Consider the following 24,014-nt stretch of genomic DNA (forward strand, 5'->3'; position numbering starts at 1 on the left):
TGCCCCAAACCGGAAGAACGACCAGGGGTCATCCGTTCGGATGAACCCCGATAGGCGTCAGTGCCAGGTCCGCGACCTTCCGCGACCAGGCCGCCCCGTACGGTCCGACGAGCCCGACCCAACGGCCGGCGACCCGTACCTGAACGTCGCCGGCGCCGAGGAAGCCCATCCGAACCAGCCCCTGCACCAGCCGCTGCGGCACCTCCACCGGGGCGTCCGGCGTCTCGTCCGGGGTCACCACCACCGCGACGTGGTCCAGCAGCGCGTCCCGCAGCGCCCGCTGGCCCACCGCCCGACCCGCCACGCCGTGGGTGGCCGCCTCGCGCAGCGTCCCCGCCGCCGCGGCGGCGATCCGCTGGACCTCGGCGGCGGGCAGCGCCTCCACCGGCCGGCTGGCCGCCGGCGGCAGCGGCCAGCGCCACCCGTCGTCCCGGCGCCGGGGCAGGGTGTCGCCACCCGCCGACAGCTCCGCCAGCAGCTCCCCCGCCGCCACCGTGACGTCGCCCGGCGCCGTGCCCGTGACGGTCCGGACCACGAGCACGTCCCACGGCAGCCGGGCCCACAGGGCCGTGCGCCCGGCACCCGGCACCGGCCGGAGCCGGACCAGGGTGCCCGGGTCCAGCCGGACCAGGCGGGCCAGGAAGGCGCCCGCGTCGGGCACCCCGCCCAGCCCGTGCCCGGTGGCCGCCGTGGTCATCCGGGCAGTCCCGGCGCGTACCGGAGCAGGAAGGCCCGCTCGTCCGCGGAGATCCGGCGGGGCCGCTGCGCGGCCAGGTCGAACGGGACCAGCACCGAGCGCGCCCGGCTGGCCAGCACGTCGCGGTCGTAGAGCTCGTACGCGATGGTGAAGGAGGCCGCCCGGATCTCCTCCACCCACAGCTCGATCCGCACCGTCGGGGCCGCCTCCGCGGTGGCCCGGCCCAGCGCGTAGTCGACCGGGCGCAGGTAGTCGACCTCGTGCCGGCGGATGACCACCCCGTCGGCGAACGAGCCCACTCCCCACGCCCGGCCGCCGGCGAACATCATCGCCACCCGCGCCTCCTCGTAGAGCGTGAGGAAGCGGGCGTTGTTGACGTGGCCGTACGCGTCCAGGTCGGACCAGCGCAGCGCGCAGTCGTAGACGAACCGGTCAGTCACGGGTGAGCTTGCGGTAGGTCACCCGGTGCGGCCGGGCGGCCTCCGCGCCGAGACGGTCGATCTTGTTCTTCTCGTACGCCTCGAAGTTGCCCTCGAACCAGAACCACCGCGCCGGGTTCTGGTCGTCGCCCTCCCAGGCGAGGATGTGCGTGGCGACCCGGTCCAGGAACATCCGGTCGTGGGAGATGACCACGGCGCAGCCGGGGAACTCCAGCAGCGCGTTCTCCAGGCTGCCGAGCGTCTCGACGTCGAGGTCGTTGGTCGGCTCGTCGAGCAGGATGACGTTGCCGCCGATCTTGAGGGTCAGCGCCAGGTTGAGCCGGTTGCGCTCGCCGCCGGAGAGCACCTTGGTCGGCTTCTGCTGGTCCGGGCCCTTGAAGCCGAACGCGGCGATGTACGCCCGGGACGGCATCTCGACCTTGCCCACGAGGAGGTGGTCCAGCCCGTCGGAGACCGTCTCCCAGACCGTCTTGTCCCCCGCCAGGCCGGCCCGGCTCTGGTCGACGTACGACAGGGAGACCGTCTCGCCGACCCGCACCGAGCCGCCGGTCGGCTCCTCCAGGCCCACGATGGTCTTGAACAGGGTGGTCTTGCCGACGCCGTTCGGGCCGATCACGCCGACGATGCCGTTACGCGGCAGCGAGAAGCTCAGGTTGTCGATCAGCACCCGGTCGCCGAACGCCTTGACGAGGTCCTTGACCTCGATCACGGTGTTGCCCAGGCGCGGGCCCGGCGGGATCTGGATCTCCTCGAAGTCCAGCTTGCGGGTCTGCTCGGCCGCGGTGGCCATCTCCTCGTAGCGGTCGAGGCGGGCCTTGGACTTGGTCTGCCGGGCCTTGGCGTTGGAGCGGACCCACTCCAGCTCCTCGTCGAGGCGCTTCTTCATCTTGGCGTCGCGCCGGCCCTCGACCGCCATCCGGGCGGCCTTCTTCTCCAGGTAGGTGGAGTAGTTGCCCTCGTACGGGTAGGCCCGGCCGCGGTCCAGCTCCAGGATCCAGTTGGCCACGTTGTCGAGGAAGTACCGGTCGTGGGTGATGGCGATCACCGTGCCGGCGTACTTGGCGAGGTGCTGCTCCAGCCACTGCACGCTCTCCGCGTCCAGGTGGTTGGTCGGCTCGTCGAGCAGCAGCAGGTCCGGCGCCTCCAGCAGCAGCTTGCACAGCGCCACGCGGCGGCGCTCACCGCCGGAGAGCTGGATCACGTCGGCGTCCGGCGGGGGACAGCGCAGCGCGTCCATGGCCAGTTCGAGCTTGGAGTCGACGTCCCAGGCGTCGGCGTGGTCGAGCTCCTCCTGGAGCTTGCCCATCTCCTCCATCAGCTCGTCGGAGTAGTCGGTCGCCATCTGCTCGGCGATCTTGTTGAACCGCTCCAGCTTGGCCTTGGTCTCGGCGACCGCCTCCTCGATGTTGCCGAGGACGGTCTTGGCGTCGTTGAGCGCCGGCTCCTGGGCCAGCATGCCGACGGTGTAGCCGGGCATGAGCCGGGCGTCGCCGTTGCTCGGCTGGTCCCAACCTGCCATGATCTTGAGGAGGCTGGACTTACCGGCGCCGTTCGGACCGACCACACCGATCTTGGCCCCCGGCAGGAAGTTCAGCGTCACGTTGTCGAGCACGACCTTGTCGCCGTGCGCCTTGCGCGCCTTTTCCAGGACGTAGATGAACTGGGCCACGGTGCGGGCTACCTCCGTCGGTTGCGATCGCGAGCTACGGGCGCGGGCGCGGGCTGCGAGGTCCGCCCGCCGCCGCCGGCCGGGGCCGGCCGCGCGCACGCCATTGTCAATCCTGACAGGTACGCCCCGGTCCGCCCACATCACCCCGCCCCCGAGTGCGCGGCGCGCCGCCGCTGTCGACAAGATCACGATGTGGATTCGGCGCTTCCGGGACGGGTAGGGAACTCCGGCACGGGGCAACAGAGGCCGCAGCTACGCTCAGTACGCTCAGCGCGGTGGACCCGTCAGCAACCGGAGGTGGCCGATCGTGACCGTCCGTAGCTCCTTTGTCGTTGTGGCGAACCGACTGCCGGTCGACGAGGTGAGCACACCCGAGGGGCGGCAGTGGCGCCGCAGCCCGGGCGGCCTGGTGACCGCGCTGCACCCGGTCCTCGCCGAACACCAGGGCACCTGGGTGGGCTGGGCCGGCGGCACCGGCGCCGCCCCCGAGCCCTTCGACCTGGAGGGGATCCGGCTGCACCCGGTGCCGCTGAGCGCCGAGGAGCTGGAGCGCTACTACGAGGGGCAGTCGAACGCGACCATCTGGCCGCTCTACCACGACGCGGTCGAGACCCCGGCCTACAAGCGGCGCTGGCGCGAGGCGTACCGGCTGGTCAACGCCCGGTTCGCGGAGGCCGCGGCGGACGTGGCGGCCGAGGGCGCCACGGTCTGGGTCCAGGACTACCAGCTCCAGCTCGTGCCGGCGATGCTGCGCGAGTTGCGGCCGGATCTGCGGATCGGCTTCTTCCTGCACATCCCGTTCCCGCCGATCGAGCTGTTCATGCAGATGCCGTTCCGCACCGAGATCCTGCGCGGCCTGCTCGGCGCCGACCTGGTCGGCTTCCAGCAGCGGCTGGCGGCGCAGAACTTCGTCCGGCTGGCCCGGCACCTGCTCGGCCTCCGCTACGAGGGGCAGATGATCCAGGTCGACGGCCGGCAGGTGAAGGCCGGCGCGTTCCCCATCTCGATCGACACCCGGGAGATGGAGCGGCTGGCCGAGGACCCGGCGATCCAGGCCCGGGCCAAGCAGATCCGCGAGGAGCTGGGCAACCCCAAGACGATCATCCTGGGCGTGGACCGGCTCGACTACACCAAGGGCATCGAGCTCCGGCTGAAGGCCTTCCGCGAACTCCTCGCTGACGGAAAGTTGACAGTCCCCGACGCGGTCATGGTGCAGGTGGCCACGCCGAGCCGCGAGCGCGTGGAGCACTACCAGGCACTTCGGGTGAAGGTCGAACGCGAGGTCGGCCGGATTAATGGTGAATTCGGACGGGTCGGCGTGCCGGCGGTGCATTATCTGCATCAGTCGTACAGTCGCTCCGAACTCGCCGCGATGTACGTCGCGGCAGACGTGATGATGGTGACCCCGCTGCGAGACGGAATGAATCTGGTGGCCAAGGAGTACGTGGCATCGCGCGCCGACCAGGGCGGCGCGCTCGTGCTCAGTGAGTTCGCCGGCGCCGCCACCGAGCTGCGCCAGGCGTTCCTGTGCAACCCGCACGACCCCGACGCGGTCAAGGACGCGCTGCTGCGCGCCGTGCACGTGGAGAAACCCGAGGCCCGCCGCCGGATGCGGATAATGCAACGCCACCTGCGCAGCCACGACGTGGGCCACTGGGCCAAGTCCTTCCTGACCGAACTGGGCGTGCCCGATGCGGAGGCGGCGTGAGCTCCTCTCCCACCACCACTCCGCCCGGCGGGGTGATGGATCCCGAGCTGCGCGCCGCGATCGGCCGCATCGCCCGGGTCCCCCAGCTCCTGGTCGCCTGCGACTACGACGGCACCCTGGCGCCGATCGTCGAGGATCCGAGCAAGGCCGTGCCGCTGCCGGAGTCGGTGGCCGCGGTGCGCGCTCTCGCGTCCCTGCCGCAGACCAGCGTCGCCGTGGTGTCCGGCCGCGCCCTGCGTGACCTGGCCACGCTCTCCCGGCTGCCCAGCGAGGTGCACCTGGTCGGCAGCCACGGCTCGGAGTTCGACATCGGCTTCGTCGAGCGGCTGACCCCGGAGCTGATCGCGGTCCGCCACCGGCTCCGCAACGAGTTGCGGGAGATCGCCGCGGCCCACCCGGGCATCCGCCTGGAGCGCAAGCCGGCCAGCGTCGCGGTGCACACCCGCGGGGTGGACCCGCAGATCGCCGCCGCGGCCATCGAGGCGGTCCGCAGCGGCCCCGCCACCTGGGGGGACGTCACCGTCACCCAGGGCAAGGAGGTCATCGAGCTGTCGGTGGTGGCGACCCACAAGGGCACCGCCGTCGACCAGCTCCGCACCCAGCTCGCGGCCAGCGCGGTGCTGTTCATCGGCGACGACGTCACCGACGAGAACGCCTTCGGCAACCTGCACGGGCCGGACGTCGGCATCAAGATCGGCCCCGGCGACACCCGGGCCGACTTCCGGGTGGCCGAGCCCATCGAGGCAGCCCGGGCGCTGGGCCTACTGCTGGAGACCCGGCGGCACTGGCTCTTCGGCGAGCGGGCGGTGCCGATCGAGCGCCACTCGATGCTGGCCAACGGCCGCACGGTCGCGCTGGTCACCCCCGAAGCCAAGATCACCTGGCTGTGTCACCCGAAGCCGGACTCGGCGGCGATCTTCGCCGACCTGGTCGGCGGCAGCCCGGCCGGGCACTTCACGGTCGGCCCGCAGCGCGGCGGCATCCCGCTGGGCCAGCGCTACCGCAGCAACACCATGACGGTGGAGACCCGCTGGTCCGGCTTGACCGTGACCGACTGGCTGGACCTGCCGGCGAGGGAGACCACGCCGGACGACCCGGCGGTCGTCACCGGCGACTCGACGCTGGTCCGGGTGCTCAGCGGCAGCGGGCGGGCCCGGATCGAGTTCGCACCGCGCCCCGAGTTCGGCCAGGTCGCCGTGCAGCTCCAGCCGCTGGACGACGGGCTGCTGGTGCTCGGCTCCAACGAGCCGGTGGCCCTCTACTCGCCGGGCGTCGAGTGGGAGGTCACCAACGACGCCGGCTACGAGACCGCCAAGGCCGTCGTGGACCTGTCGGCCGCCGGCGGACAGGTGGTGCTGGAGCTGCGCTTCGGCACCCAGAGCCTCGAACACCACCGGGTGCCCATCCACGAGCGGCAGGCCGCCGCCGAGCAGCCCTGGAAGGACTGGGTGGCCTCGCTGCGGCTGCCCGGCACGGCCCGCGACCTGGTGGCCCGCAGCGCGCTCACCCTGCGCGGGCTCTGCCACGAGCCGACCGGCTCGATCCTCGCCGCGGCGACCACCTCCCTCCCCGAGGAGCTGGGCGGCGTCCGCAACTGGGACTACCGCTACTGCTGGCTGCGGGACGCGGCCATGACCGCCCGCGCGCTTGTCGACCTCGGCTCCACCGAGGAGGCCGAGGGCCTGCTGCGCTGGGTCGACGGCGTCATCGACCGCACCGGCGGGCACCCGGAGCGGCTGCACCCGCTCTACACGGTCGACGGCTACGAGCTGGGCGCCGAGGCGGTCATCGACACCCTGCCCGGCTACGCCGGCTCCCGGCCGGTCCGGGTCGGCAACCTCGCCAACCACCAGCTCCAGCTCGACGTCTTCGGGCCGGTCGCGGACCTGATCGCCGCGGTGGCCGACGCCCGGGGCTCGGTCCGCGACGACGAGTGGCGGGTGCTGGAGAACATGGTCGAGGCGGTCCGCCGCCGCTGGCACGAGCCCGACCACGGCATCTGGGAGGCCCGCCTCCCGCCCCGGCACCACGTCTTCTCCAAGGTCATGCTCTGGATGACCGTCGACCGGGCGCTGCACGTCGTGCGGCAGCACGGCGGCGAGGACCGGCCGGAGTGGGTCGAGCTGCGCGACCGGATCGCCGACAACGTGCTGGAGCACGGCTGGCACCCGGAGGTCGAGGCCTACAGCGTCGCCTACGGGTACGAGGAGATGGACGCCTCGTCGCTCTGGATCGGCATCTCGGGGCTGCTCGCCGGGGACGACCCGCGCTTCCTGTCCACGGTGCTGAAGATCGAGGCGGAGCTGCGCAGCGGCCCGGTCGTCTACCGCTACCACTGGGACGACGGCCTGCCCGGCCGGGAGGGCGGCTTCCACATCTGCACGGCGTGGCTGATCGAGGCGTACCTGCGCACCGGTCGGCGCAGCGACGCGGAGGAGCTGTTCGCCCAGATGGTCGACACGGCCGGGCCGACCGGGCTGCTCCCCGAGCAGTACGACCCGCTGGCCGAGCGCGGGCTGGGCAACCACCCGCAGGCCTACAGCCACCTCGGGCTGATCCGCTGCGCCCTGATGCTGGACAACATGCTCAAGCAGTGACCTGACCGGCCACGACGGCGGCCCGGGACCGACCGGTCCCGGGCCGCTCGCGTACTCAGGTGTCGAGCGCGCCGACGACGTCGCCGACCACGACGATGGCGGGTGGGCGCAGGCCGGCGGACGCCACGTCGGCGGCCACCGCGCCGAGGGTCGAGCGGAGGGTCCGCTGCCCGCTGGTGGTGCCCTCCTGGATCACCGCGGCCGGGGTGTCCGCCGGTCTGCCGTGCGCCACGAGGGCGGCGCTGATCGCCGCGAGGTTCTTCAGGCCCATGAGGATCACCAGGGTGCCGCGCAGGCCGGCCAGGGACTCCCACCGGACCAGGGAATCGGGCGAGTCCGGCGCGACGTGCCCGGAGACCACGGTGAACTCGTGCGCCACGGCGCGGTGCGTGACCGGCACCCCGGCCGCCGCGGGCACCGAGATCGCGCTGGTCACCCCGGGCACCACGGTCACCGGCACGCCCGCCTCGGCGCAGGCCAGCAACTCCTCGCCGCCCCGGCCGAAGACGTACGGGTCGCCGCCCTTGAGCCGGACCACGACCTTCCCCGCCCGGGCGCGGTCCACCAGGATCCGGTTGATCTCCTCCTGGGCCCGGGCCGGCCCGTACGGGATCTTGGAGGCGTCGACCAGCTCGACGTCCGCCCGCAGCTCGTCGAGGAGCAGCCCGGGAACGAGCCGGTCGGCGACCACCACGTCCGCCTCGGTGAGCAGCCGCCAGCCCTTCACGGTGATCAGCTCGGGGTCGCCGGGCCCCGCCCCGACGAGCGCCACCCGCCCGCCGGCCGCGACGCCGGGCGCCTCGGCGGGCGCCAGCACGGGGTCCGTCCGCGCACCCAGCAGTTCGCGGATCGCGTCGCGGACGCTCATGGCGCGGCGGGGGTCGCCGCCGCCGAGCACCGCCACGGTGACCGGTCCGTGCCGGGTCACCGCGGGGGTCCACGCGGTGGCGGCGGTCCGATCGTCGGCACGGACACAGAAGATGCGCCGTTCGGCGGCGGCGGCGCTGACCGAGGCCGCGGCGATCCGGTCGTCCACGGCCACCTGGACCAGCCAGGCGCCGTCCAGGTCGTCCGGGACGAACCGGCGTGGCTCCCAGCGCAGCCGGCCGGCGTCCACATGCGCCCGCAGCGCCGGGGTCAGCTCCGGCGCCACCAGCAGGACGTCCGCCCCGGCGTCGAGCAGCGCGGGCACCCGCCGGGTGGCCACCGCTCCCCCGCCGACCACGACCACCCGCCGCCCGGCCAGCCGCAACCCGAGCGGGTACGGGTTGCCGCTCACGTCGTCGCCGTCCCGCGGCGACGGAACAGGCTGAACCGGAGAAGGCGCCCGCTCACTTCTCGGCCACTCCCGCCGAGTCGAAGGTGGCGACCTCGTGCAGCACCCGGACCGCGCCGGTCACGACGGGCAGCGCGAGCAGCGCGCCGGTGCCCTCACCGAGCCGCAGCCCGAGGTCGATCAGCGGGTCCAGCCCGAGGTGCCGCAGCGCGGCCGTGGCGCCCGGCTCGGCCGAGCGGTGCCCGGCGACCATGGCGCCGACCGCGTCCGGCGCGAACGCGGCGGCCGCCAGCGCGGCGCTGACCGCGATGACGCCGTCCAGCAGCACCGGGACGCGGCGCGCGGCGGCGCCGAGGATGAGCCCGGCGAGCGCGGCGTGCTCCAGGCCGCCGACCGTGGCCAGCACCCCGAGCGGGTCGGCCGGATCGGGCGCGTGCCGGTCCAGCGCGGCCCGCACCACGCCGACCTTGCGGGCGTACGTCTCGTCGTCCACCCCGGTGCCCCGCCCGGTCGCCGCGGCCGGGTCGACCCCGGTGAACGCGGCGATCAGCGCGGCGGCCGGGGTGGTGTTGCCGATGCCCATGTCCCCGGTGAGCAGGATGCCCGCCCCGGCGTCGACCAGTTCCCCGGCCACCCGGATGCCCACCTCCACGGCCGCGCGGGCCTCGTCGCGGGTGAGCGCGGCGGTGACCGTGAGGTCCCGGGTGCCGGGCCGCACGTTCGCGGCGACCAGGCGGGGGCCGGCCGGGTCGGCGGCGGGGTCGGCGGGGAGCGGGGTGGCCACACCGACGTCCACCACGGTGACCGAGGCGCCGGCCTGCCGGGCGAACGCGTTGACCACCGCGCCGCCGGCCAGGAAGTTGCCGATCATCTGCGCTGTGACCTCCTGCGGCCACGGGGTGACGCCCTGGGCGTGCACGCCGTGGTCGCCCGCGAAGATCGCCACCGCGGCCGGCTCGGGCAGCGGCGGCGGGCAGGTCCCGGCGAGGCCGGCGAGCCGTACGGAGAGCGGCTCCAGGGCGCCGAGTGAGCCGGCGGGCTTGGTCAGCCGGCCGTGGAGTTCGCGGGCCGCGGCCATGGCGGCCTCGTCGAGCGGCCGGATCGCCGCGACGGTGGACTCCAACATCATGCCTCCAGGATCTCCGCCAGCACGTCCGTGAAGGCGTCGGTCGTCGCCGGATCGCGCACCGCGATCCGCAGCCAGTCCGGGCCCAGCCCGGGGAAGGTGTCGCCGCGGCGGACCGCCCAGCCGCGCTCCCGCAGCCGCTCCCGTACGCCGGCGGCGCCGGCCAGGTGGACCAGGACGAAGGCGCTGGCGGGGCGGCCGGCGACGCGTACCCCGGGCAGGCCGGACAGGCGGGCCACCAGGTGGTCGCGGTCGGCGGCGAGCCCGGCGGCGATGGCGCGTTCGGCCGCGGCGGCGGCCGGGGACGCGCAGGCCGTGGCGGCGGCGAGCGCCGGGGTGGAGACCGCCCAGAGCGGCTGGGCGGCGGCGAGCCGGGCGAGCAGGGCGGCGTCGCCCAGCAGGTAGCCGATCCGTAGCCCGGCCAGTCCCCAGGTCTTGGTGAGGCTGCGGACCACCACGAGGCCGGGCAGGTCGCGGCGGCCGGCCAGGGACTCGGGCTCGCCGTCGACGCCGGGGGCTGCCGTGGTGTCGGCGAACGCCTCGTCGACCACGAGCACCCGGCCCGGGCGGGCCAGCGCGACGAGCGCCTCGGCGGGGTGCAGCACGGAGGTGGGGTTTGTGGGGTTGCCGAGCAGCACCAGGTCGGCGTCGGCGGGCACCCGGGCCGGGTCGAGCCGGAAGTCGTCGGCCGGGTCGAGCAGCACCCGCTCGACGGTGTGGCCGGCGGCCCGCAGGGCGGCCTCCGGCTCGGTGAACTGCGGGTGCACCACCACCGGCCGCCGGGCCTCGCGCAGCGCCCGGGCGATCAGCACGAAGCCCTCGGCGGCGCCGGCCGTGAGGAGTACCTCCTCCGGGGGACGCCCGTGCCGGGCCGCGACGGCGGCCCGGGCCGGACCGGGATCCGGGTACGCGGCCAGCGCGCCCATGGCGGCGACCAGCGGGTCGGCCAGCCAGTCCGGCATCGGGGCGCGGCGGACGTTGACGGCCAGGTCGACCAGACCGGGGGTGGCCTCGGCGTCCCCGTGGTGGCCGAGGTCGGGCTCGCCCGCCGCGGCGGCGGTCCCGATCAGCTGAGCGCGCATGTCCGCGATCCTGCCGGGAAGCCGCCGCCCGGGACAGCGCATCCCGGCGTGGGCCGCGTCACCACCGCTGAACCCCCTCGCCCGTTTATGAATTCTTCTCATTTCCGAATCGGAAATGTCATAGCTTGACCACGTGAGCAACCGACCCCTTGCCTCCGCTGGTCGTGCCGTGCCCCTCCTCCGCGCCGGACTCATCGCCGGCATCGTGGTCGCCGCCGCGGCCTATCCGCTGGCCGCCGTCACCGGCATCGGGGCCAAGGCCACCGCACACGCAGTGGAGCAGAAGACGAACATCCTGAAGACCGCGCTGCCCGCCGAGACCTCGTACCTGTACGCGCCGGACGGCAAGACCGTGCTGACGATGTTCTACGAGGAGTACCGGCAGTACACCAAGATCGACGACATGTCGCCGAACATCCAGCAGGCGATCGTCGCCGCCGAGGACAACCGCTTCTACCAGCACCACGGCGTCGACCCGAAGGGCGTGGCCCGCGCCTTCGTGTCCAACGCCCGGTCCGGCGGCGTCTCCCAGGGCGCCTCGACGATCACCATGCAGTACGTCCGGATGGCCCTGCGGGACAGCGCGAAGACCCCGAAGGAGGTCCAGGAGGCCACCCAGCAGACCAGCCTGCGCAAGGTCAAGGAGATGCGCATGGCGCTGGACATCGAGAAGCACGTCAGCAAGGAACAGATCCTCGAGCGCTACCTGAACTCGGCCTACTTCGGCCACCGGGCGTACGGGATCTACGCGGCCTCGCAGATCTTCTTCTCCAAGACCCCGGCCACCCTCACCCCGGTCGAGGCGGCCACCCTGGCCGGCCTGGTCAAGTCCCCGTCGGAGTACGACCCGATCACCTCCGACCAGAAGGACGCCACCGGCCGGCGCAACTACGTGCTCGACAACATGGCCCGCCTCGGCTACCTCTCGCCGGACGCGGTGGCGACGGCCAAGACCGAACCGATCCAGCTGCGGCTGACCAACCCGCCGAACGACTGCGCCTCGCTCCTGGAGAAGTACCGGGCGACCTGGGGCTTCTACTGCGACTACCTGAAGAACTGGTGGAGCAGCCAGCCCGCGTTCGGGGACAACCGGCTGGAACGGATGGACAAGCTGCGCCGCGGCGGTTATCGCATCGTGCTCGCCCTCGACCCCAAAATCCAGGAGGCGGCGGAGAAGAACGTCGGCGCGAAGGACGGCACCGGCAGCCCGTTCGCCAACGGGGTCGTGGTCGCCGAACCGGGCACCGGGCGGATCAAGGCGATGGCGGTGAACCGGACCTATTCGCTCGACCTGAGCGAGAACCCGAACAGTTCCAACCCGGAGGCCGGCCCGAACGTCAAGGCGAACTATCCGAACACGGTCGCGCCGCTGCTCGGCGGGGGCACACTCCCCGGATACCAGGCCGGATCGACGTTCAAGATGTTCACGATGCTCGCCGCGCTCAACTCCGGGACGAAGCTCTCCGACACCATCAACTCGCCGTACCGCTACCAGTCCAAGGTCTACGACGGGTGGGCGCCGTCGAACGCCAGCGGCGCGATGACCGGCGTGCAGACCATGTGGTCCGGCTTCGGCAAGTCGGTGAACACCTTCTTCGTGCAGCTGGAGGAGAAGGTCGGCGCGGAGAAGGGAGTGCGCCTGGCCGAGCAGCTCGGGCTGCGCTGGCGTACCGACGTGGACCGTGACCACGCCTCGCCGGACAAGGCGAACAAGTGGGGCGCGTTCACCCTGGGCGTCTCCGACGCCACCCCCCTGGAGGTGGCGAACGCGTACGCCGCGGTCGCGGCCGACGGCCGGTACTGCGAGGCGATCCCGGTCAACTCGATCATGAACCGGGACGGCACGCCGGCCACGTACCGCACGCCGGGCGGGGTGCAGCGGGAGGTCGCCAAGCCCCGGTGCCGACAGGTCGTGAGCGCCGACGCAGCCCGGGCGGCCACCGACGCGGCCCGCTGCCCGACCGGCGACACCCCGGCCAAGGGGGGCTGCGGCGGCTGGTCGACCGCGGACAGCGTGCGGGGCACGGTCGGCCGCCCGGTCGCCGGCAAGACGGGTACCACCGACAGCACCCGGTCCGCCTGGTTCGCCGGCTACACCCCGGAGCTGGCCGCGGCGAGCTTCATCGCCGACCCGGACAACCCGTTCAACGCGGTGGGTGACGGGTTGTCCCAGGTGCCCGTCAACGCGGTGGCCATGACCCTGCGCGACGCCCTGAAGGGCCAACCCACCCGCCAGTTCACCCCACCGTCCGACCAGATAGTCGGCTGACCCTCCCTGAGCTGCCCGGGGGTGCGCCCGGGCCAGTTGATCAAGAGGTTTGCGCGCGGAATCCCTCGATTCCTGACGCAAACCTCTTGATCAACTTCCACCGTCCGGGGCGGGCGGGGGTCAGCGGAGGTCGGCGCTCACGAAGGACCAGAGTTCCAGGTCCACCCGGGCGCCGTGCACGAAGCCGGCGTTGCGGAGCAGGCCCTCGTAGCTGAAGCCGGCCTTCTCCGCCACCCGGCGGGAGGCGACGTTGCCGGGGGCGACCCGCAGCTCGACGCGCTGGAAGCCGTGCTCCAGGATCAGCGCGATGGCGACCGCGTCGACCGCCTCGGCGGCCAGGCCGTAGCCGCGGGCGTGCGGGGCGATCGCGTAGGACACCTCGGTCAGCCGGGCGCCCCAGTCGGTGCGGCGGGTCCACAGGCAGCCCACCACCCGGCGGTCCTCGCGGCGGACCACCGCCCAGTGGTCGCCGTCGCCGCTGTCCCGGCGCTGCCGGGCCAGCTCGGTGCACCAGGCCCGCCCGTCGATCTGCCCCGACGCGTCGGCCAGCGGCAGCCAGCGCTGGGTGCGCCGGTCCGCGAACACCTCGTCGACCGCCTCGGCGTCCGCCGCGACGAGCTGGCGCACCTCGGTGCGCGGGGTGGAGACGGTCAGCGCCGGGAACCGGCGCACCGCCACCTGACCGATCACGCCGGGGCCTCCGCGGGGGCCAGGGCCGCCGCAACCAGCCGGGCCGCCAGCTCCGGGTACGCGGCCCAGTGCGGCACGAGCTGCGAGGCGTGCACGCCCCGCCACACGAACCCCTCCGGGGCGCCACCCTCCCAGCGCCAGGCCGCCCGCTCGCCGGCCCGCGGGGTGAGCACCGCGGCGTGCTGCTTGTGCCCCACCACCGTCGTGCCGGCCCGGGCCACCACGCTGTCGACGGCCGCGGTCGCCTCCCGGTAGCCGACCACCAGGCCGTCCCGGCTGGCGCCGACCGCGTCGAGCACCCCGCACATGGGCAGGCCGTCCAGCTCCCGGGCCAGCCAGAGCAGGCCGGCCCCCTCGGCGACCACGGGACGGCCCGTGCGGGCCAGCTCGGCCACCGCGATGCAGAGCCGGCGGTTGGCGGAGAGCTGCTCCGCGTACGTCTCCGGGAGCCCGCCGCCGACGACCAGCGCGCGGGTGCCGGCGGGGAGCGCCTCGTCGCGAAGCGGGTCGACGGTGACCACCTCGGCGCCGGCCGCGCGCAGCAGCTCGGCGGTCTCCGGGTGGCTGTAGCTGCCGCCCGGGCCGCCGGCCAGCGCGACCACCGGCCGTTCCCCGGCGGGCGGGTCGGCCGGCTCCGGCGACCACGGCGCGGCGGTCAGCTCCGGGGCGGACCGGGCCAGCGCCAGCAGCCGGTCGAGGTCGATCGTGGCGGCGGCCGCCTCGCCGAGCCGGCGCACCGCCCGCTGGGCCTCGGCGTCGCGCTGGACCACCGGCACCAGGCCGTGCCGGCGGGCGGGCAGCACCGGGGGCAGCTCGTGGCGGCGCAGCGCGCCGTAGACCGGCACCCCCACGTCGTCGAGCGCCTCGCGGAGCATCGCCTCGTGCCGGGGCGACGCCACCCGGTTGAGGATCACGCCGCCCAGCCAGAGCTGGTCGTCGTAGGCCCGGAAGCCGTGCACCAGGGCGGCCACCGACTGACCCATCGCGGCCACGTCGACCACCAGCACCACCGGGCTGCGCAGCGCGGTCGCGACCGCCGCCGTGGACTCGGTCTCCGGCCGGCCGGCGATCGAGTCGTAGAGCCCCATGGTGCCCTGGACCAGCGCGAACCCCGCGTCGGCGGCGCCGTGGGCGAAGAGGGGGGCGACCCGCTCCGCGCCGACCAGCCGCGGGTCGAGGTTGCGCCCCGGGCGCCCGGCGGCCAACCCCAGGTAGGTCGCGTCGACCTGGTCCGGCCCGATCTTGAACCCGGCCACGTCCAGCCCCCGGTCGGCGAGGGCCGCGAGCAGGCCCAGCGAGAGGGCACCGGTGCCGTGCCCCGAGGAGGGCGCGCTCAGCACGACGCGCGGCACGACGGTCATCATCGACTCCTGCTCTGGGGTGGTTTCCGCCCGCGTGACCATACCCGCCCGGACCGACGCTCGGCGGCCGGCGATCGGCCCGATCCGGCCCGGCGCGGGCCAGTGGCGCCGCTCATACGGGTAGCCTTGGCCAACGTGTACCGGTTCCTGCTGACCCCGCGCTGGCTCGGCTATCTCGCGCTGACCCTGGTCGCGGCCGCGGTGATGGTCTTCCTCGGCAACTGGCAGCTGGACCGCTACCGGGGCCGGACCGCCATCAACGAGCGGATCGACGCCGGCGCCACCATGACCCCCGCGCCGCTGCGCGAGGCCCTGCCGGCGCCGACCGGCGGCCCGGGCACCACCGGCCCGGTCCCGGCCGACCGACTCACCTGGACCAGGGTCACCGCCACCGGCCGGTACGACAGCGCCAACGTCGTCCTGGTCCGTGGCCGCACCGTCGACAACACGGTCGGCTTCGAGGTGCTCACCCCGCTGGTCCTCGACGACGGCAGCGCCGTGCTGGTCGACCGCGGCTGGGTCCCGCCCGTCCCCGGCGGGAACGCCACCGCCCAGCCGCCGGTGCCGGCCGCGCCGGCCGGCGCGGTGACGGTCACCGGCCGGCTGGTGTCCAGCGAGAGCGGCGGCGGCGCGGTCGACCGGCGCGACGGCAAGCTGGAGACCCGGCGGATCAGCATCCCCCGCCTGGCGAAGCAGCTTCCCTACCCGGTGTCCGGCGGCTACGTGCTGCTCGACCACCAGACGCCGGCCGCCGACCCGGCGTTCCAGGCGGTGCCGATCGGGCACACCAACAACTGGCAGAACTTCGGCTACGTGGTGCAGTGGTGGCTCTTCGCCGGCATGAGCCTGGTGGGTTACGGCTGGGTCGCCCGTCGGGAGGCGCGCCGGCTGGCCGGCCTCGACGGGCCGCGCGAGCCGGTCGACCGGGCCGCCGAGCCGGCCGCAACCTGACCCCGGTCGGCGCCTCCGGACCGGCCCTTCGACGGGCACACCGGGCGGCGGGGACGCTGTAGGGTCCGCCCATGATCGTGAACCGTGGGGGGTCGCGGTGACCCCTGACCCCACGATGCCGCAGCCCGGCGAGCCCCCGGCGGCGTACGACCCGTGGGCCGCCATGCCGCCGGCCGTCGCGCCGCCCACCGAGCAGTTCCCGGTGCTGGCCGCGCCTCCGGCGGATCCCCCGGTCACCACCGCGCAGTTCGCGGTGCCGGCCGCGACCTCGTTCTCCGCGCCGCCCGCGACCGCGCAGTTCTCCGCGCCGCCCGCGACCGCGCAGTTCTCCGCGCCGCCCGCTCCGCCGGTCGGGGCGCCGTACGCCGGGACGCCGGCGCTCCCCGCGGCCGCGTACCCGCCCGCACCGGCCCCGCCGGTCGGTCCGCTGCCGCCGGCGCAGTCCGTGGTGGCCGTGCAGATCGGCGAGATCATGGTGACGCCGCCGGTGATCCGCACGCCGGCCGGTGTCCTGCCGCTCGCCGGCGCCTCCTGGCACGTGATGGACCACTGGCAGAAGGAGGAGAAGGTGGCGACCTGGGCGGTGGTCGCCGCGGTCCTGGGCTTCTTCTGCCTGACCGTGTTCAGCCTCCTGTTCCTGCTGATCAAGGAGACGCGGCACCACGGCACCGTGCAGGTGACGGTCACCAACGGCGGCTACCAGTACGTGGCCCGGATCCCGGTGGCCGACCAGTTCCAGGTGCAGCAGATCAACAACCAGGTCAACTACGCCCGGTCGCTGTCGGTCGCCTGAACCGCGCGCCGGAGGCGGCCACGCCGCCTCCGGCCGGGCCGGCGGTCAGCCGGTGACCCGACCGGCGTGGATGGCCCGTACCGCGTCGATGGTGTCCGCCTCGGCGGCGGTCTTGTCGTCCCGGTAGCGGATCACCCGGGCGAAGCGCAGCGCCATCCCGCCCGGGTAGCGGCTGCTGGTCTGCACCCCGTCGAAGGCGATCTCGACCACCTGCTCCGGCCGGACCCGGACCACCCAGTCGCCCTTCTCGACGGCCAGCGCGAGGAAACGCTCGGTCTGCCAGCGCAGCAGCTCGTCGGTGAGCCCCTTGAACGTCTTGCCGAGCATGACGAACTCGCCGGTGCGCGGGTCGCGGGCGCCCAGGTGCAGGTTGGAGAGCCAGCCCTGCCGCCGGCCGCTGCCCCACTCGACCGCCAGCACCACCAGGTCGAGGGTGTGCCGCGGCTTCACCTTCACCCAGGCCGCGCCCCGCCGGCCGGCGTCGTAGGGGGCGGCCGGGTCCTTGACCACCACCCCCTCCTGGCCGGCGTCGACCGCCGCCGCGAAGGCGGCACCGGCCTGCTCGGCGTCGTCCACCTCCACCCGGCCGACCAGCAGCGCCGGGTCGACGGCGCCGGCCAGCGCGGCCCACCGCTCCCGGCCGGGCAGGTCGATGAGGTCCGTGCCGTCGAGGTGCAGCAGGTCGAAGAAGTACGGCGTCAGCACCGTCTCGCCGGTGCGCTCGGCCGCCGCGAGCACGGCGGGCGCCACCGGTGTGCCGCCGGTGGTGCTCGGGGTGATGCGCCGGGCGGCCCGGCTGGAGGTCTCCTGGAAGGGCAGCGGGCGCCCCTCGGCGTCCAGCCCGATCGCCTCGCCGTCGAGCACCAGCTCACGTGCGGGCAGCGCGCGGACAGCGGCCACGACCCCGGGCAGCCGGCCGGTGATGTCGTCGAGGCTGCGGGTGAAGACCGCGATGTCCTGACCGGACCGGTGCACCTGGATGCGGATGCCGTCGAGCTTGACGTCGACCACCGCCGGGGTCCCGGTGGCGGTGAGCGCCTCGTCGACCGAGGGCGCGCTCTGCGCCAGCATGGGGGCGAGCGGGCGGCCGACCTGGAGCCCGAACCCGGCCAGTGCGGCCGCCCCGCCGGAGAGCGCCGCGACCGCCACCGCCCGCAGGTCACCGGCGAGCAGCAGGGCGCGCCGCACGGCGGCGACCGGCACGTCCGCGGCCCGGGCCACCGCCTCGGTGAGCAGGCCGGCCTGGGCGCCCTGGCGCAGCTCGCCGCGGAACAGGCCGGCCAGCAGCCGCTGCTCGTCGGCGGTGGCCGCGGCGAAGAGCCGGCCGAGCAGCTCGCGCCGCCGGGCCTGCGAGCCCGCGCCCCCGACGGCCGCGATCTCCTCGATCGCCGCGTCGACGCCGCCCACGGTCAGGCTCGGCTCGGCAGCCGGCGGGGGCAGGTCACGCAGGCTCGCCCAGCCCACCCCGGTCTGCCGCTGCCGCAGCTCGCCGGCCAGGTAGCCAGCGCCCGCCGGCACCTCGTCGGGATCGAGCGACCGCAGCGCGGCGGCCAGCAGCTCCACCTTGGCCCGTCGGCCGCTGGTGGCGCTCACGGCCGCCGACGTGGCCGCCAGCTCAAGGAAGCGCACGTCCCTCATCCTGCCAGCCACCCCCGACAGCCGGGCGCTTCCCGACCCGTGGGGAGTTGGCGTCCCCCAGGAACGTCAACTCCCCACGACGGGCAGGCGGCGGCCGGCTCAGGCCGAGACGGGTTCCTCGATGCGGAGGCCGCGGGCGCGCACCTCGTCGGCGACCCGGGTGAGCAGCGTGTCGAGCGTGACCAGCACGGCCGAGAGCTCGCCGAGCTGGTCCTTGAGCGCGTCCTCGGGCCACGCGGAGACATCGACGTCCCCCAGAGCACTGACGGCGGCCTGGAGCCGCGACATCTCGTCGTTCGTACGCATGTTCGAAAGGCTATAACACCCCGCCGCCCGACACACCGCAAACTCCGACATCGACCCCGAAGTTACGGTTTCGACACCTCAGGAGCGGTTCGCGGCCGCCTCGGCAACCTTCGCGAGCAGCAGCGCCTCGGCCACGCAGACCCGGGCGAACTCGCCCAGGTGCAGGCTCTCGTTCGGCCCGTGCGCCCGGGCGTGCGGGTCCTCCACACCGGTCACCAGGATCGCCGCGCCGGGGAACATCTCCTGGAACGTGGCGATGAAGGGGATCGACCCGCCCACGCCGATGTCGACCGGGTCGGTGCCGTCCCAGGCGCCCCGGAACGCCGCCCGCGCCGCCTCGAACATCGGCCCGGTGGCGTCGATGACGCACGGCGCGCCGTCGTGCTCGAAGGTCACCGTCACCCGGGCGCCCCACGGCGCGTGCTTCTCCAGGTGCGCCGTCAGCGCCGCGTACGCCTGCTTCGGGTCGTCGCCCGGCGCCAGCCGTACGCTCAGCTTGGCCTTGGCGGCCGGGACCAGCGCGTTCGGCGCCTCCCCGGTGGCCGGCGCGTCGACACCGAGGATGGCCAGGGCCGGCTTGGTCCAGAGGCGATCGGTGATCCGGCCGCTGCCGAAGAGCTGCGCGCCCTCGATCAGCCCGGCCTCCGCGCGGAACCGGTCCTCCGGGTAGTCGACGGTGGCACCCTCCCGGCCCACCAGGCCCTCGACGGCCACGTTCCCGGCGTCGTCGTGCAGCGTGCCGAGCAGCTTCACCAGGGCGGTGAGCGCGTCCGGCACGGCGCCGCCGAACATGCCGCTGTGCACCGCGTGGTCGAGGGTGCGCACCTCGACGAAGCAGTTGACGATGCCGCGCAGCGAGGTGGTCAGCGCGGGCACCCCGATGTCCCAGTTGCCGGAGTCGGCGATCACGATGACGTCCGAGGCCAGCTCGTCGCGGTGCTCGGCCAGCAGCCGCTCCAGCGAGTCCGAGCCGTACTCCTCCTCGCCCTCGATGAAGAGGACCACGCCGACCGGAAGCTGGTCGCCGAACGCGCGCAGCGCCGCGACGTGCGCCATGATGCCGGCCTTGTCGTCGGCGGCGCCGCGGCCGTAGAGGCGGCCGTCCCGCTCCACCGGCTCGAACGGGTCGGACTCCCAGAGCGACAGGTCACCGACCGGCTGGACGTCGTGGTGGGCGTACAGGAGGACGGTGGGCGCGCCGGGCGGGGCCGGCTTCGTCCCGATCACCGCCGGCTGGCCGCCGGAACGCACGATCTTGGTGTCGAGGCCGCAGCCGCGCAGCAGCTCCGCCACCGCCTCGGCGGAACGCTCCACGTGCGAGTGGTCGAAGCCCGCGAAGGCGATGCCCGGGATGCGGACGAGTCGCTCGAGGTCGGCACGGACGCCGGGCAGTTCCCGCTCGACGGCGGCCCGCACCTCGGACTCGGACAGGATCGGAGTGGTCATGACCGGAATCGTATGCCGGCCTTACCGGACCCCGCCGTCCGAGCCCGTCCCCGCGGATCGGCGGACGTAGTAGCGGTCCGCGTCGTGCGGCAGGTCGGGGGCGCCGTCGACCACCAGGTCCACCGCGGCCTCGGTGCCGTCGGCGGCGAAGTGCGCCCGCTCCCCGGCGTGCCAGCGGCGCAGCTCGGGCAGGATCTCCGTGCCGTCGCGGGCCAGCGCCCGGGACAGCCGCAACCCGGCCGGCGCGGTGACGAGGACCGACAATGTCAGCTCCGGCCGGATCGCCGCCCGGGCGGCGCTCACCCCCTCGACGATCAGCACCGGCCCGGCCGGCACCGGCACCGGCAGGTCCAGGAAGCACCGGCGCGCCCAGCTGTAGCGGCGGTAGGCCCCCGGGCGGCCGGCCCGGACCGGACCGAGCACCCACTCCTCCAGCCGGGGCCAGAAGGTGAGCTGGTCGTCCCAGCCGTCCAGCAGGTCGTCGGTGCGGATCACCGGCGGCCGGGCGCCCCCGGGCAGCGCCGCGACGGCGTCCGCGAGGCGCGTCGCGAAGACGCTCTTGCCCGCGCCGCTCGGCCCGTCGACCGCCACCAGCCGGGTACGCCCCAACCTCGCCGGCCCGGCCAGCACCCGCCAAGCCAACCCGGCGTACGCCTCGACCACCGCCACCGTCACCCGGCCGACGTTAGCCGTCCCCCGTCCGCTGGATCCTGCGGCACCAGCAGGCCGTTCACCGGGCGGGCCCGCCCCGCCGTGGGCATCATCGGGAGGTGCTCCATGACGTGATGAGTCCGGGCGTCGACGCCCTCCTCGAACAGGCTCGGGCCGGCCTCCGCCGGCTCACCCCGCACGACACCGTCGAGGCGGTCCGCGCCGGGGCGCTGCTGGTCGACACGCGCAGCGAGACGCAGCGCCGCGAGCAGGGCGAGCTGCCCGGGGCGCTCGTCATCGACCGGACCGTGCTGGAGTGGCGGCTGGATCCGGCGAGCGCCTGGCGCATCCCCGAGTCGACCAGCTACGACCGGCAGATCGTGGTGGTGTGCCGGCAGGGCTACAGCTCCAGCCTGGCGGCCGCCGGCCTCCAGGCGCTCGGCCTGCGCCACGCCACCGACATGATCGGCGGCGTGCAGGGCTGGCAGGAGGCGGGCCTGCCGATGTCCGACCGCCCCGCCGACGTCCGCTACTGACCCCACGCCGCAGGCGCACCAGACCCGCCAAGGCCGCCCCTGCCGGATCCGGCCCCGACCGTCGGCGGGCCGCATTACCAAGGCCGTCGACCGCCCGCCCCGCTCAGAACCGTCGGCGCGCCCGGCCCGCTCAGGCGGTCGGCCGGCTCAGGCCGTCGGCGCGCTCAGGCCGGCGGCGCGCTCAGGCCGTCGGCGCGCTCAGGCCGTCGGCGCGCCGGGTGGGATGAACGGCAGGTCCGCGGGCGGGCCGGACTCGATCAGCCGCCACAGCGCGTCGGTGTCGAGGTGCTCCTCGACGAGGTCGCCGAGCAGGTCCAGGGTCCGCTCCCGGGCGGCGGCGAACGAGGTGTCCGGTGCGACCTTGAACCCGGTCCGCCCGGCCAGCGCGGCGACCTCGGTGAGGAAGCGGCGCCGGAAGGTGTCGGACTCGAAGGCGCCGTGCCAGTGGGTGCCGTGGACCGGACCCAGCCGGGCCCCCTCCCCGGCGCCGTCGGCGTAGCGGAGCAGCGGCGGCAGGCCCGGGTCGGCGGCCGAGACCTGGCCGTGGTGGATCTCGTAGCCGTGGACCGGCACGTCCCCGGCGGCGGTGCCGGCGGCACGCCGGACCGTCTTGCGCGGGTCGAAGGTGATCTCGACGGGGAGCAGCCCCAGGCCGGGCACGCTGCCCTGGCGGCTCTCCACCGGGTCGTGGATGGCCCGGGACAGCATCTGGAAGCCGCCGCAGATGCCGAGCAGCGGCCGCCCCGCGGCAGCGTGCGCCAGGACGGCGTCGGCCAGGCCGGTTTCCCGCAGCCAGGCCAGGTCGGCCACGGTCGACTTGGAGCCGGGCAGGACCACCAGGTCGGCGGCGGCCAGCTCGGCCGGCTCGATGGTGAGCCGCACCCGGACGCCCGGCTCGGTGGCCAGCGCCTCCACGTCGGTGGCGTTGCTGATCCGGGGCAGCCGGACCACCGCCACGTCGAGCCATTCGGTGCCCCGGGGTGCCGCCGGCCGGCCGAGCACCCGCCCGTACGCGAGCGAGTCCTCCGCGTCGAGCCAGAGGTCGAGCGCCCAGGGCAGCACGCCGAGGGTGGGGCGGCCGGTGACCCGGTGCAGCATGTCCAGCCCCGGCCGGAGCAGCCCGAGGTCGCCCCGGAACTTGTTGATCACGAAGCCGGCCACGAGGGCCTGGTCGGCCGGGTCGAGCAGCGCGACCGTGCCGAACATCGAGGCGAACACCCCGCCCCGGTCGATGTCGCCGACCACGACGGCCGGCAGGCCGGCGTGCCGGGCCAGCCCCATGTTCACGTAGTCACCGGCCCGCAGGTTGATCTCGGCCGGGCTGCCCGCGCCCTCGCAGATCACCACGTCGTATTCGGCCCGCAGCTCGGCCAGGGCCGCGTAGGCCGTCTCGGCGAGCCGGGGACGCAGCTCCCGGTAGTTGCCGGCGGTGACCGTGTCGACCGCCTCGCCGAGCAGCACCACCTGGCTGGCGTGGTCGCTGCCCGGCTTCAGCAGCACCGGATTGAAGCGCAGGTCCGGCGCGAGCCCGCAGGCGGCGGCCTGCATGGCCTGGGCGCGACCGATCTCCCCACCGCGCCCGTCCGGCCCGACCACCACGGCCGAGTTGTTGGACATGTTCTGCGCCTTGAACGGGGCGACCGACACACCCCGGCGGCGCAGCCAGCGGCAGATGCCGGCGGTGAGCACGCTCTTGCCGGCGTCGGAGGTGGTCCCGGCGACCAGCAGCCCGCCGCTCACCGCCCGCTCCCCGGTCGCGTCGCGGCGAGAGCGCGCAGCGCGGCGCGGCCGGTCGCGCCGACGAGGCGACCGACCGTCACCGGGTACGCCGCCGCGAGGCCGAGCGCGGCCAAGCCGACCGCGCCGGAGATCCGGGCGGCCCGTTTCAGGTGCCGCGCCTCGGGGCGGGGCCCGTCACCGAGGAAGGGCCGGGTCTCCTCGCGTCCGAAGTAGACGTTGCGCCCGCCCAGCCGGACGCCGAGCGCACCGGCCATGGCCGCCTCGCACTGGCCCGCGTTGGGGCTCGGGTGGTCGTTGCGGTCCCGTCGCCAGACCCGCCAGGCGGTGGCGCGGTCCCCGTGCGCGGTCGGCGCCACCGCGACGGTGAGCAGCCCGGTCAGCCGGGCGGGGGCCAGGTTGAGCAGATCGTCGAGGCGGGCGGCCGGGGTGCCGAAGCGGGCGTAGCGGGCTGAGCGGTGGCCCACCATGGCGTCGAGGGTGTTCGCCGCCCGGTAGCCGAGCAGGCCGGGCAGCCCGGCGACGGCGCCCCAGACCAGCGGTGCGACCACGGCGTCGGAGGTGTTCTCGGCGACCGACTCGACGGTGGCGCGGGCCAGTTCCGGCTCGTCCAGCGCCGACGGGTCCCGCCCGCAGAGGTGGTTGAGCCGGCCGCGGGCGGCGGGCAGGTCACCCGCCTGCAGCGCCCGGGCCATGAGCCGCGACTCGTGCCGCAGGGTGCGCCCGCCCAGCACGGTCCAGGTGCCGGCGGCCACCAGCGCGGCCCGGGCCACCGGGTGACGCCGGGTGGCGAGGCCGGCGGCCGCCCCGAGCAGCACCGGCGCGCCGACCGCGAGCGCGGTGAACGCCGCGCCGGCCGATCGCTCGGGTCGGTACATCCGTCGCTCGAGGGCGCCGGCCGCCCGGCCGAAGCCGGCCACCGGGTGCCACCGTCGGGGATCGCCGAGCAGCGAGTCCAGGGCGTAGCCCGCCACCAGTCCCGCCGCGTTCGCCATGGCGGTCGTCTGCCGCACCCGTCACCACCTCCGGCCGGCCAGCCTA

Annotated in this window: 19 protein-coding genes and 1 pseudogene; 6 read left to right on the forward strand and 14 right to left on the reverse strand. The window is 74.7% G+C overall.

Annotated features, from left to right (window positions below):
• Positions 1 to 28 precede the first annotated feature (28 nt).
• The 3 genes from NFX44_RS17430 to ettA are packed head-to-tail and all read right to left on the reverse strand — an operon-like array spanning position 29 to position 2,806.
• Complete coding sequence (locus NFX44_RS17430) at positions 29 to 697, reverse strand: hypothetical protein (RefSeq protein WP_262284617.1); 669 nt, start codon at positions 695 to 697, stop codon at positions 29 to 31.
• On the reverse strand, positions 694 to 1,137 hold the full coding sequence (locus NFX44_RS17435) for a thioesterase family protein (protein WP_262284618.1): 444 nt from the start codon (positions 1,135 to 1,137) through the stop codon (positions 694 to 696). Before NFX44_RS17435 ends, NFX44_RS17430 begins: the two co-directional genes overlap by 4 nt.
• Entirely contained in the window at positions 1,130 to 2,806 is a 1,677-nt protein-coding gene (gene ettA, locus NFX44_RS17440) for an energy-dependent translational throttle protein EttA (protein WP_262284619.1), read from the reverse strand. The genes NFX44_RS17435 and ettA overlap by 8 nt, the downstream gene beginning before the upstream one ends.
• 307 nt (positions 2,807 to 3,113) lie before the next feature.
• On the opposite strand from ettA, the gene NFX44_RS17445 reads away from it, so the two are divergent.
• Both NFX44_RS17445 and otsB read left to right on the forward strand, forming a co-directional pair.
• Entirely contained in the window at positions 3,114 to 4,514 is a 1,401-nt protein-coding gene (locus tag NFX44_RS17445) for a trehalose-6-phosphate synthase (protein ID WP_091269672.1), read from the forward strand.
• 35 nt (positions 4,515 to 4,549) lie between these two features.
• Complete coding sequence (otsB, locus tag NFX44_RS17450; RefSeq protein ID WP_262284884.1) at positions 4,550 to 7,111, forward strand: trehalose-phosphatase; 2,562 nt, start codon at positions 4,550 to 4,552, stop codon at positions 7,109 to 7,111.
• Between the two features lie 55 nt (positions 7,112 to 7,166).
• On the opposite strand, the gene cobA is transcribed toward otsB, so the two are convergent.
• From cobA to cobC, 3 genes are read right to left on the reverse strand one after another with little or no spacing between them, the layout of a single operon-like run.
• The gene (cobA, locus tag NFX44_RS17455; protein ID WP_262284620.1) at positions 7,167 to 8,390 is read right to left on the reverse strand and encodes a uroporphyrinogen-III C-methyltransferase; all 1,224 of its coding nucleotides are present in this window, start codon (positions 8,388 to 8,390) and stop codon (positions 7,167 to 7,169) included.
• A 52-nt stretch (positions 8,391 to 8,442) separates the two neighbouring features.
• Positions 8,443 to 9,513, reverse strand: a complete 1,071-nt coding sequence (gene cobT, locus NFX44_RS17460; protein ID WP_262284885.1) for a nicotinate-nucleotide--dimethylbenzimidazole phosphoribosyltransferase — start codon at positions 9,511 to 9,513, stop codon at positions 8,443 to 8,445.
• On the reverse strand, positions 9,513 to 10,595 hold the full coding sequence (gene cobC, locus NFX44_RS17465) for an Rv2231c family pyridoxal phosphate-dependent protein CobC (protein WP_262284621.1): 1,083 nt from the start codon (positions 10,593 to 10,595) through the stop codon (positions 9,513 to 9,515). The genes cobT and cobC overlap by 1 nt, the downstream gene beginning before the upstream one ends.
• 133 nt (positions 10,596 to 10,728) lie before the next feature.
• Between cobC and NFX44_RS17470 the strand changes: the two genes are divergently transcribed.
• Complete coding sequence (locus NFX44_RS17470; RefSeq protein ID WP_262284622.1) at positions 10,729 to 12,864, forward strand: transglycosylase domain-containing protein; 2,136 nt, start codon at positions 10,729 to 10,731, stop codon at positions 12,862 to 12,864.
• A gap of 120 nt (positions 12,865 to 12,984) precedes the next feature.
• On the opposite strand, the gene NFX44_RS17475 is transcribed toward NFX44_RS17470, so the two are convergent.
• Positions 12,985 to 13,554, reverse strand: a complete 570-nt coding sequence (locus NFX44_RS17475) for a GNAT family N-acetyltransferase (protein WP_262284623.1) — start codon at positions 13,552 to 13,554, stop codon at positions 12,985 to 12,987.
• Positions 13,551 to 14,915 (reverse strand): cobyrinate a,c-diamide synthase, encoded by a 1,365-nt coding sequence (locus NFX44_RS17480; RefSeq protein ID WP_262284624.1) that lies wholly within the window; start codon positions 14,913 to 14,915, stop codon positions 13,551 to 13,553. The genes NFX44_RS17475 and NFX44_RS17480 overlap by 4 nt, the downstream gene beginning before the upstream one ends.
• Before the next feature lie 135 nt (positions 14,916 to 15,050).
• Between NFX44_RS17480 and NFX44_RS17485 the strand changes: the two genes are divergently transcribed.
• Complete coding sequence (locus NFX44_RS17485; protein ID WP_262284625.1) at positions 15,051 to 15,866, forward strand: SURF1 family protein; 816 nt, start codon at positions 15,051 to 15,053, stop codon at positions 15,864 to 15,866.
• Between the two features lie 97 nt (positions 15,867 to 15,963).
• On the forward strand, positions 15,964 to 16,659 hold the full coding sequence (locus NFX44_RS17490) for a hypothetical protein (RefSeq protein WP_262284626.1): 696 nt from the start codon (positions 15,964 to 15,966) through the stop codon (positions 16,657 to 16,659).
• A gap of 45 nt (positions 16,660 to 16,704) precedes the next feature.
• On the opposite strand, the gene NFX44_RS17495 is transcribed toward NFX44_RS17490, so the two are convergent.
• The 4 genes and pseudogenes from NFX44_RS17495 to NFX44_RS17510 all read right to left on the reverse strand — a co-directional run.
• Positions 16,705 to 18,297, reverse strand: a complete 1,593-nt coding sequence (locus tag NFX44_RS17495) for an ATP-dependent DNA ligase (RefSeq protein WP_262284627.1) — start codon at positions 18,295 to 18,297, stop codon at positions 16,705 to 16,707.
• Positions 18,298 to 18,396: 99 nt separating this feature from the next.
• Positions 18,397 to 18,603, reverse strand: a complete 207-nt coding sequence (locus tag NFX44_RS17500) for a hypothetical protein (RefSeq protein WP_262284628.1) — start codon at positions 18,601 to 18,603, stop codon at positions 18,397 to 18,399.
• A gap of 78 nt (positions 18,604 to 18,681) precedes the next feature.
• On the reverse strand, positions 18,682 to 20,049 hold the full coding sequence (locus NFX44_RS17505; RefSeq protein WP_262284629.1) for a dipeptidase: 1,368 nt from the start codon (positions 20,047 to 20,049) through the stop codon (positions 18,682 to 18,684).
• Positions 20,024 to 20,724 (reverse strand): annotated as a pseudogene (locus NFX44_RS17510) (uridine kinase); the annotation flags it as partial. The gene NFX44_RS17505 and the pseudogene NFX44_RS17510, both read right to left, overlap by 26 nt.
• Before the next feature lie 110 nt (positions 20,725 to 20,834).
• On the opposite strand from NFX44_RS17510, the gene NFX44_RS17515 reads away from it, so the two are divergent.
• A complete protein-coding gene (locus NFX44_RS17515; RefSeq protein WP_262284886.1) occupies positions 20,835 to 21,236 on the forward strand; it encodes a rhodanese-like domain-containing protein in 402 nt (133 codons plus the stop codon).
• A gap of 198 nt (positions 21,237 to 21,434) precedes the next feature.
• On the opposite strand, the gene NFX44_RS17520 is transcribed toward NFX44_RS17515, so the two are convergent.
• Together NFX44_RS17520 and NFX44_RS17525 are read right to left on the reverse strand one after the other, a co-directional pair.
• The gene (locus NFX44_RS17520; RefSeq protein ID WP_262284631.1) at positions 21,435 to 22,976 is read right to left on the reverse strand and encodes a cobyric acid synthase; all 1,542 of its coding nucleotides are present in this window, start codon (positions 22,974 to 22,976) and stop codon (positions 21,435 to 21,437) included.
• Complete coding sequence (locus NFX44_RS17525) at positions 22,973 to 23,968, reverse strand: cobalamin biosynthesis protein (RefSeq protein WP_262284887.1); 996 nt, start codon at positions 23,966 to 23,968, stop codon at positions 22,973 to 22,975. Before NFX44_RS17525 ends, NFX44_RS17520 begins: the two co-directional genes overlap by 4 nt.
• Between the last annotated feature and the right edge of the window lie 46 nt (positions 23,969 to 24,014).

Origin of the sequence: Micromonospora sp. MA102 (assembly GCF_025460765.1) — a bacterium.
GTDB lineage: Bacteria > Actinomycetota > Actinomycetes > Mycobacteriales > Micromonosporaceae > Micromonospora > Micromonospora halotolerans.

Excerpts from the sequence above, each read along its gene's own strand:
- NFX44_RS17430 (WP_262284617.1), bottom strand. The coding sequence starts at position 697 with ATGACCACGGCGGCCACCGGGCACGGGCTGGGCGGGGTGCCCGACGCG.
- otsB (WP_262284884.1), top strand. The coding sequence starts at position 4,550 with ATGGATCCCGAGCTGCGCGCCGCGATCGGCCGCATCGCCCGGGTCCCC.
- cobT (WP_262284885.1), bottom strand. The coding sequence starts at position 9,513 with ATGTTGGAGTCCACCGTCGCGGCGATCCGGCCGCTCGACGAGGCCGCC.
- cobC (WP_262284621.1), bottom strand. The coding sequence starts at position 10,595 with ATGCGCGCTCAGCTGATCGGGACCGCCGCCGCGGCGGGCGAGCCCGAC.
- NFX44_RS17480 (WP_262284624.1), bottom strand. The coding sequence starts at position 14,915 with ATGACCGTCGTGCCGCGCGTCGTGCTGAGCGCGCCCTCCTCGGGGCAC.
- NFX44_RS17495 (WP_262284627.1), bottom strand. The coding sequence starts at position 18,297 with ATGAGGGACGTGCGCTTCCTTGAGCTGGCGGCCACGTCGGCGGCCGTG.
- NFX44_RS17500 (WP_262284628.1), bottom strand. The coding sequence starts at position 18,603 with ATGCGTACGAACGACGAGATGTCGCGGCTCCAGGCCGCCGTCAGTGCT.
- NFX44_RS17505 (WP_262284629.1), bottom strand. The coding sequence starts at position 20,049 with ATGACCACTCCGATCCTGTCCGAGTCCGAGGTGCGGGCCGCCGTCGAG.
- NFX44_RS17515 (WP_262284886.1), top strand. The coding sequence starts at position 20,835 with ATGAGTCCGGGCGTCGACGCCCTCCTCGAACAGGCTCGGGCCGGCCTC.
- NFX44_RS17525 (WP_262284887.1), bottom strand. The coding sequence starts at position 23,968 with ATGGCGAACGCGGCGGGACTGGTGGCGGGCTACGCCCTGGACTCGCTG.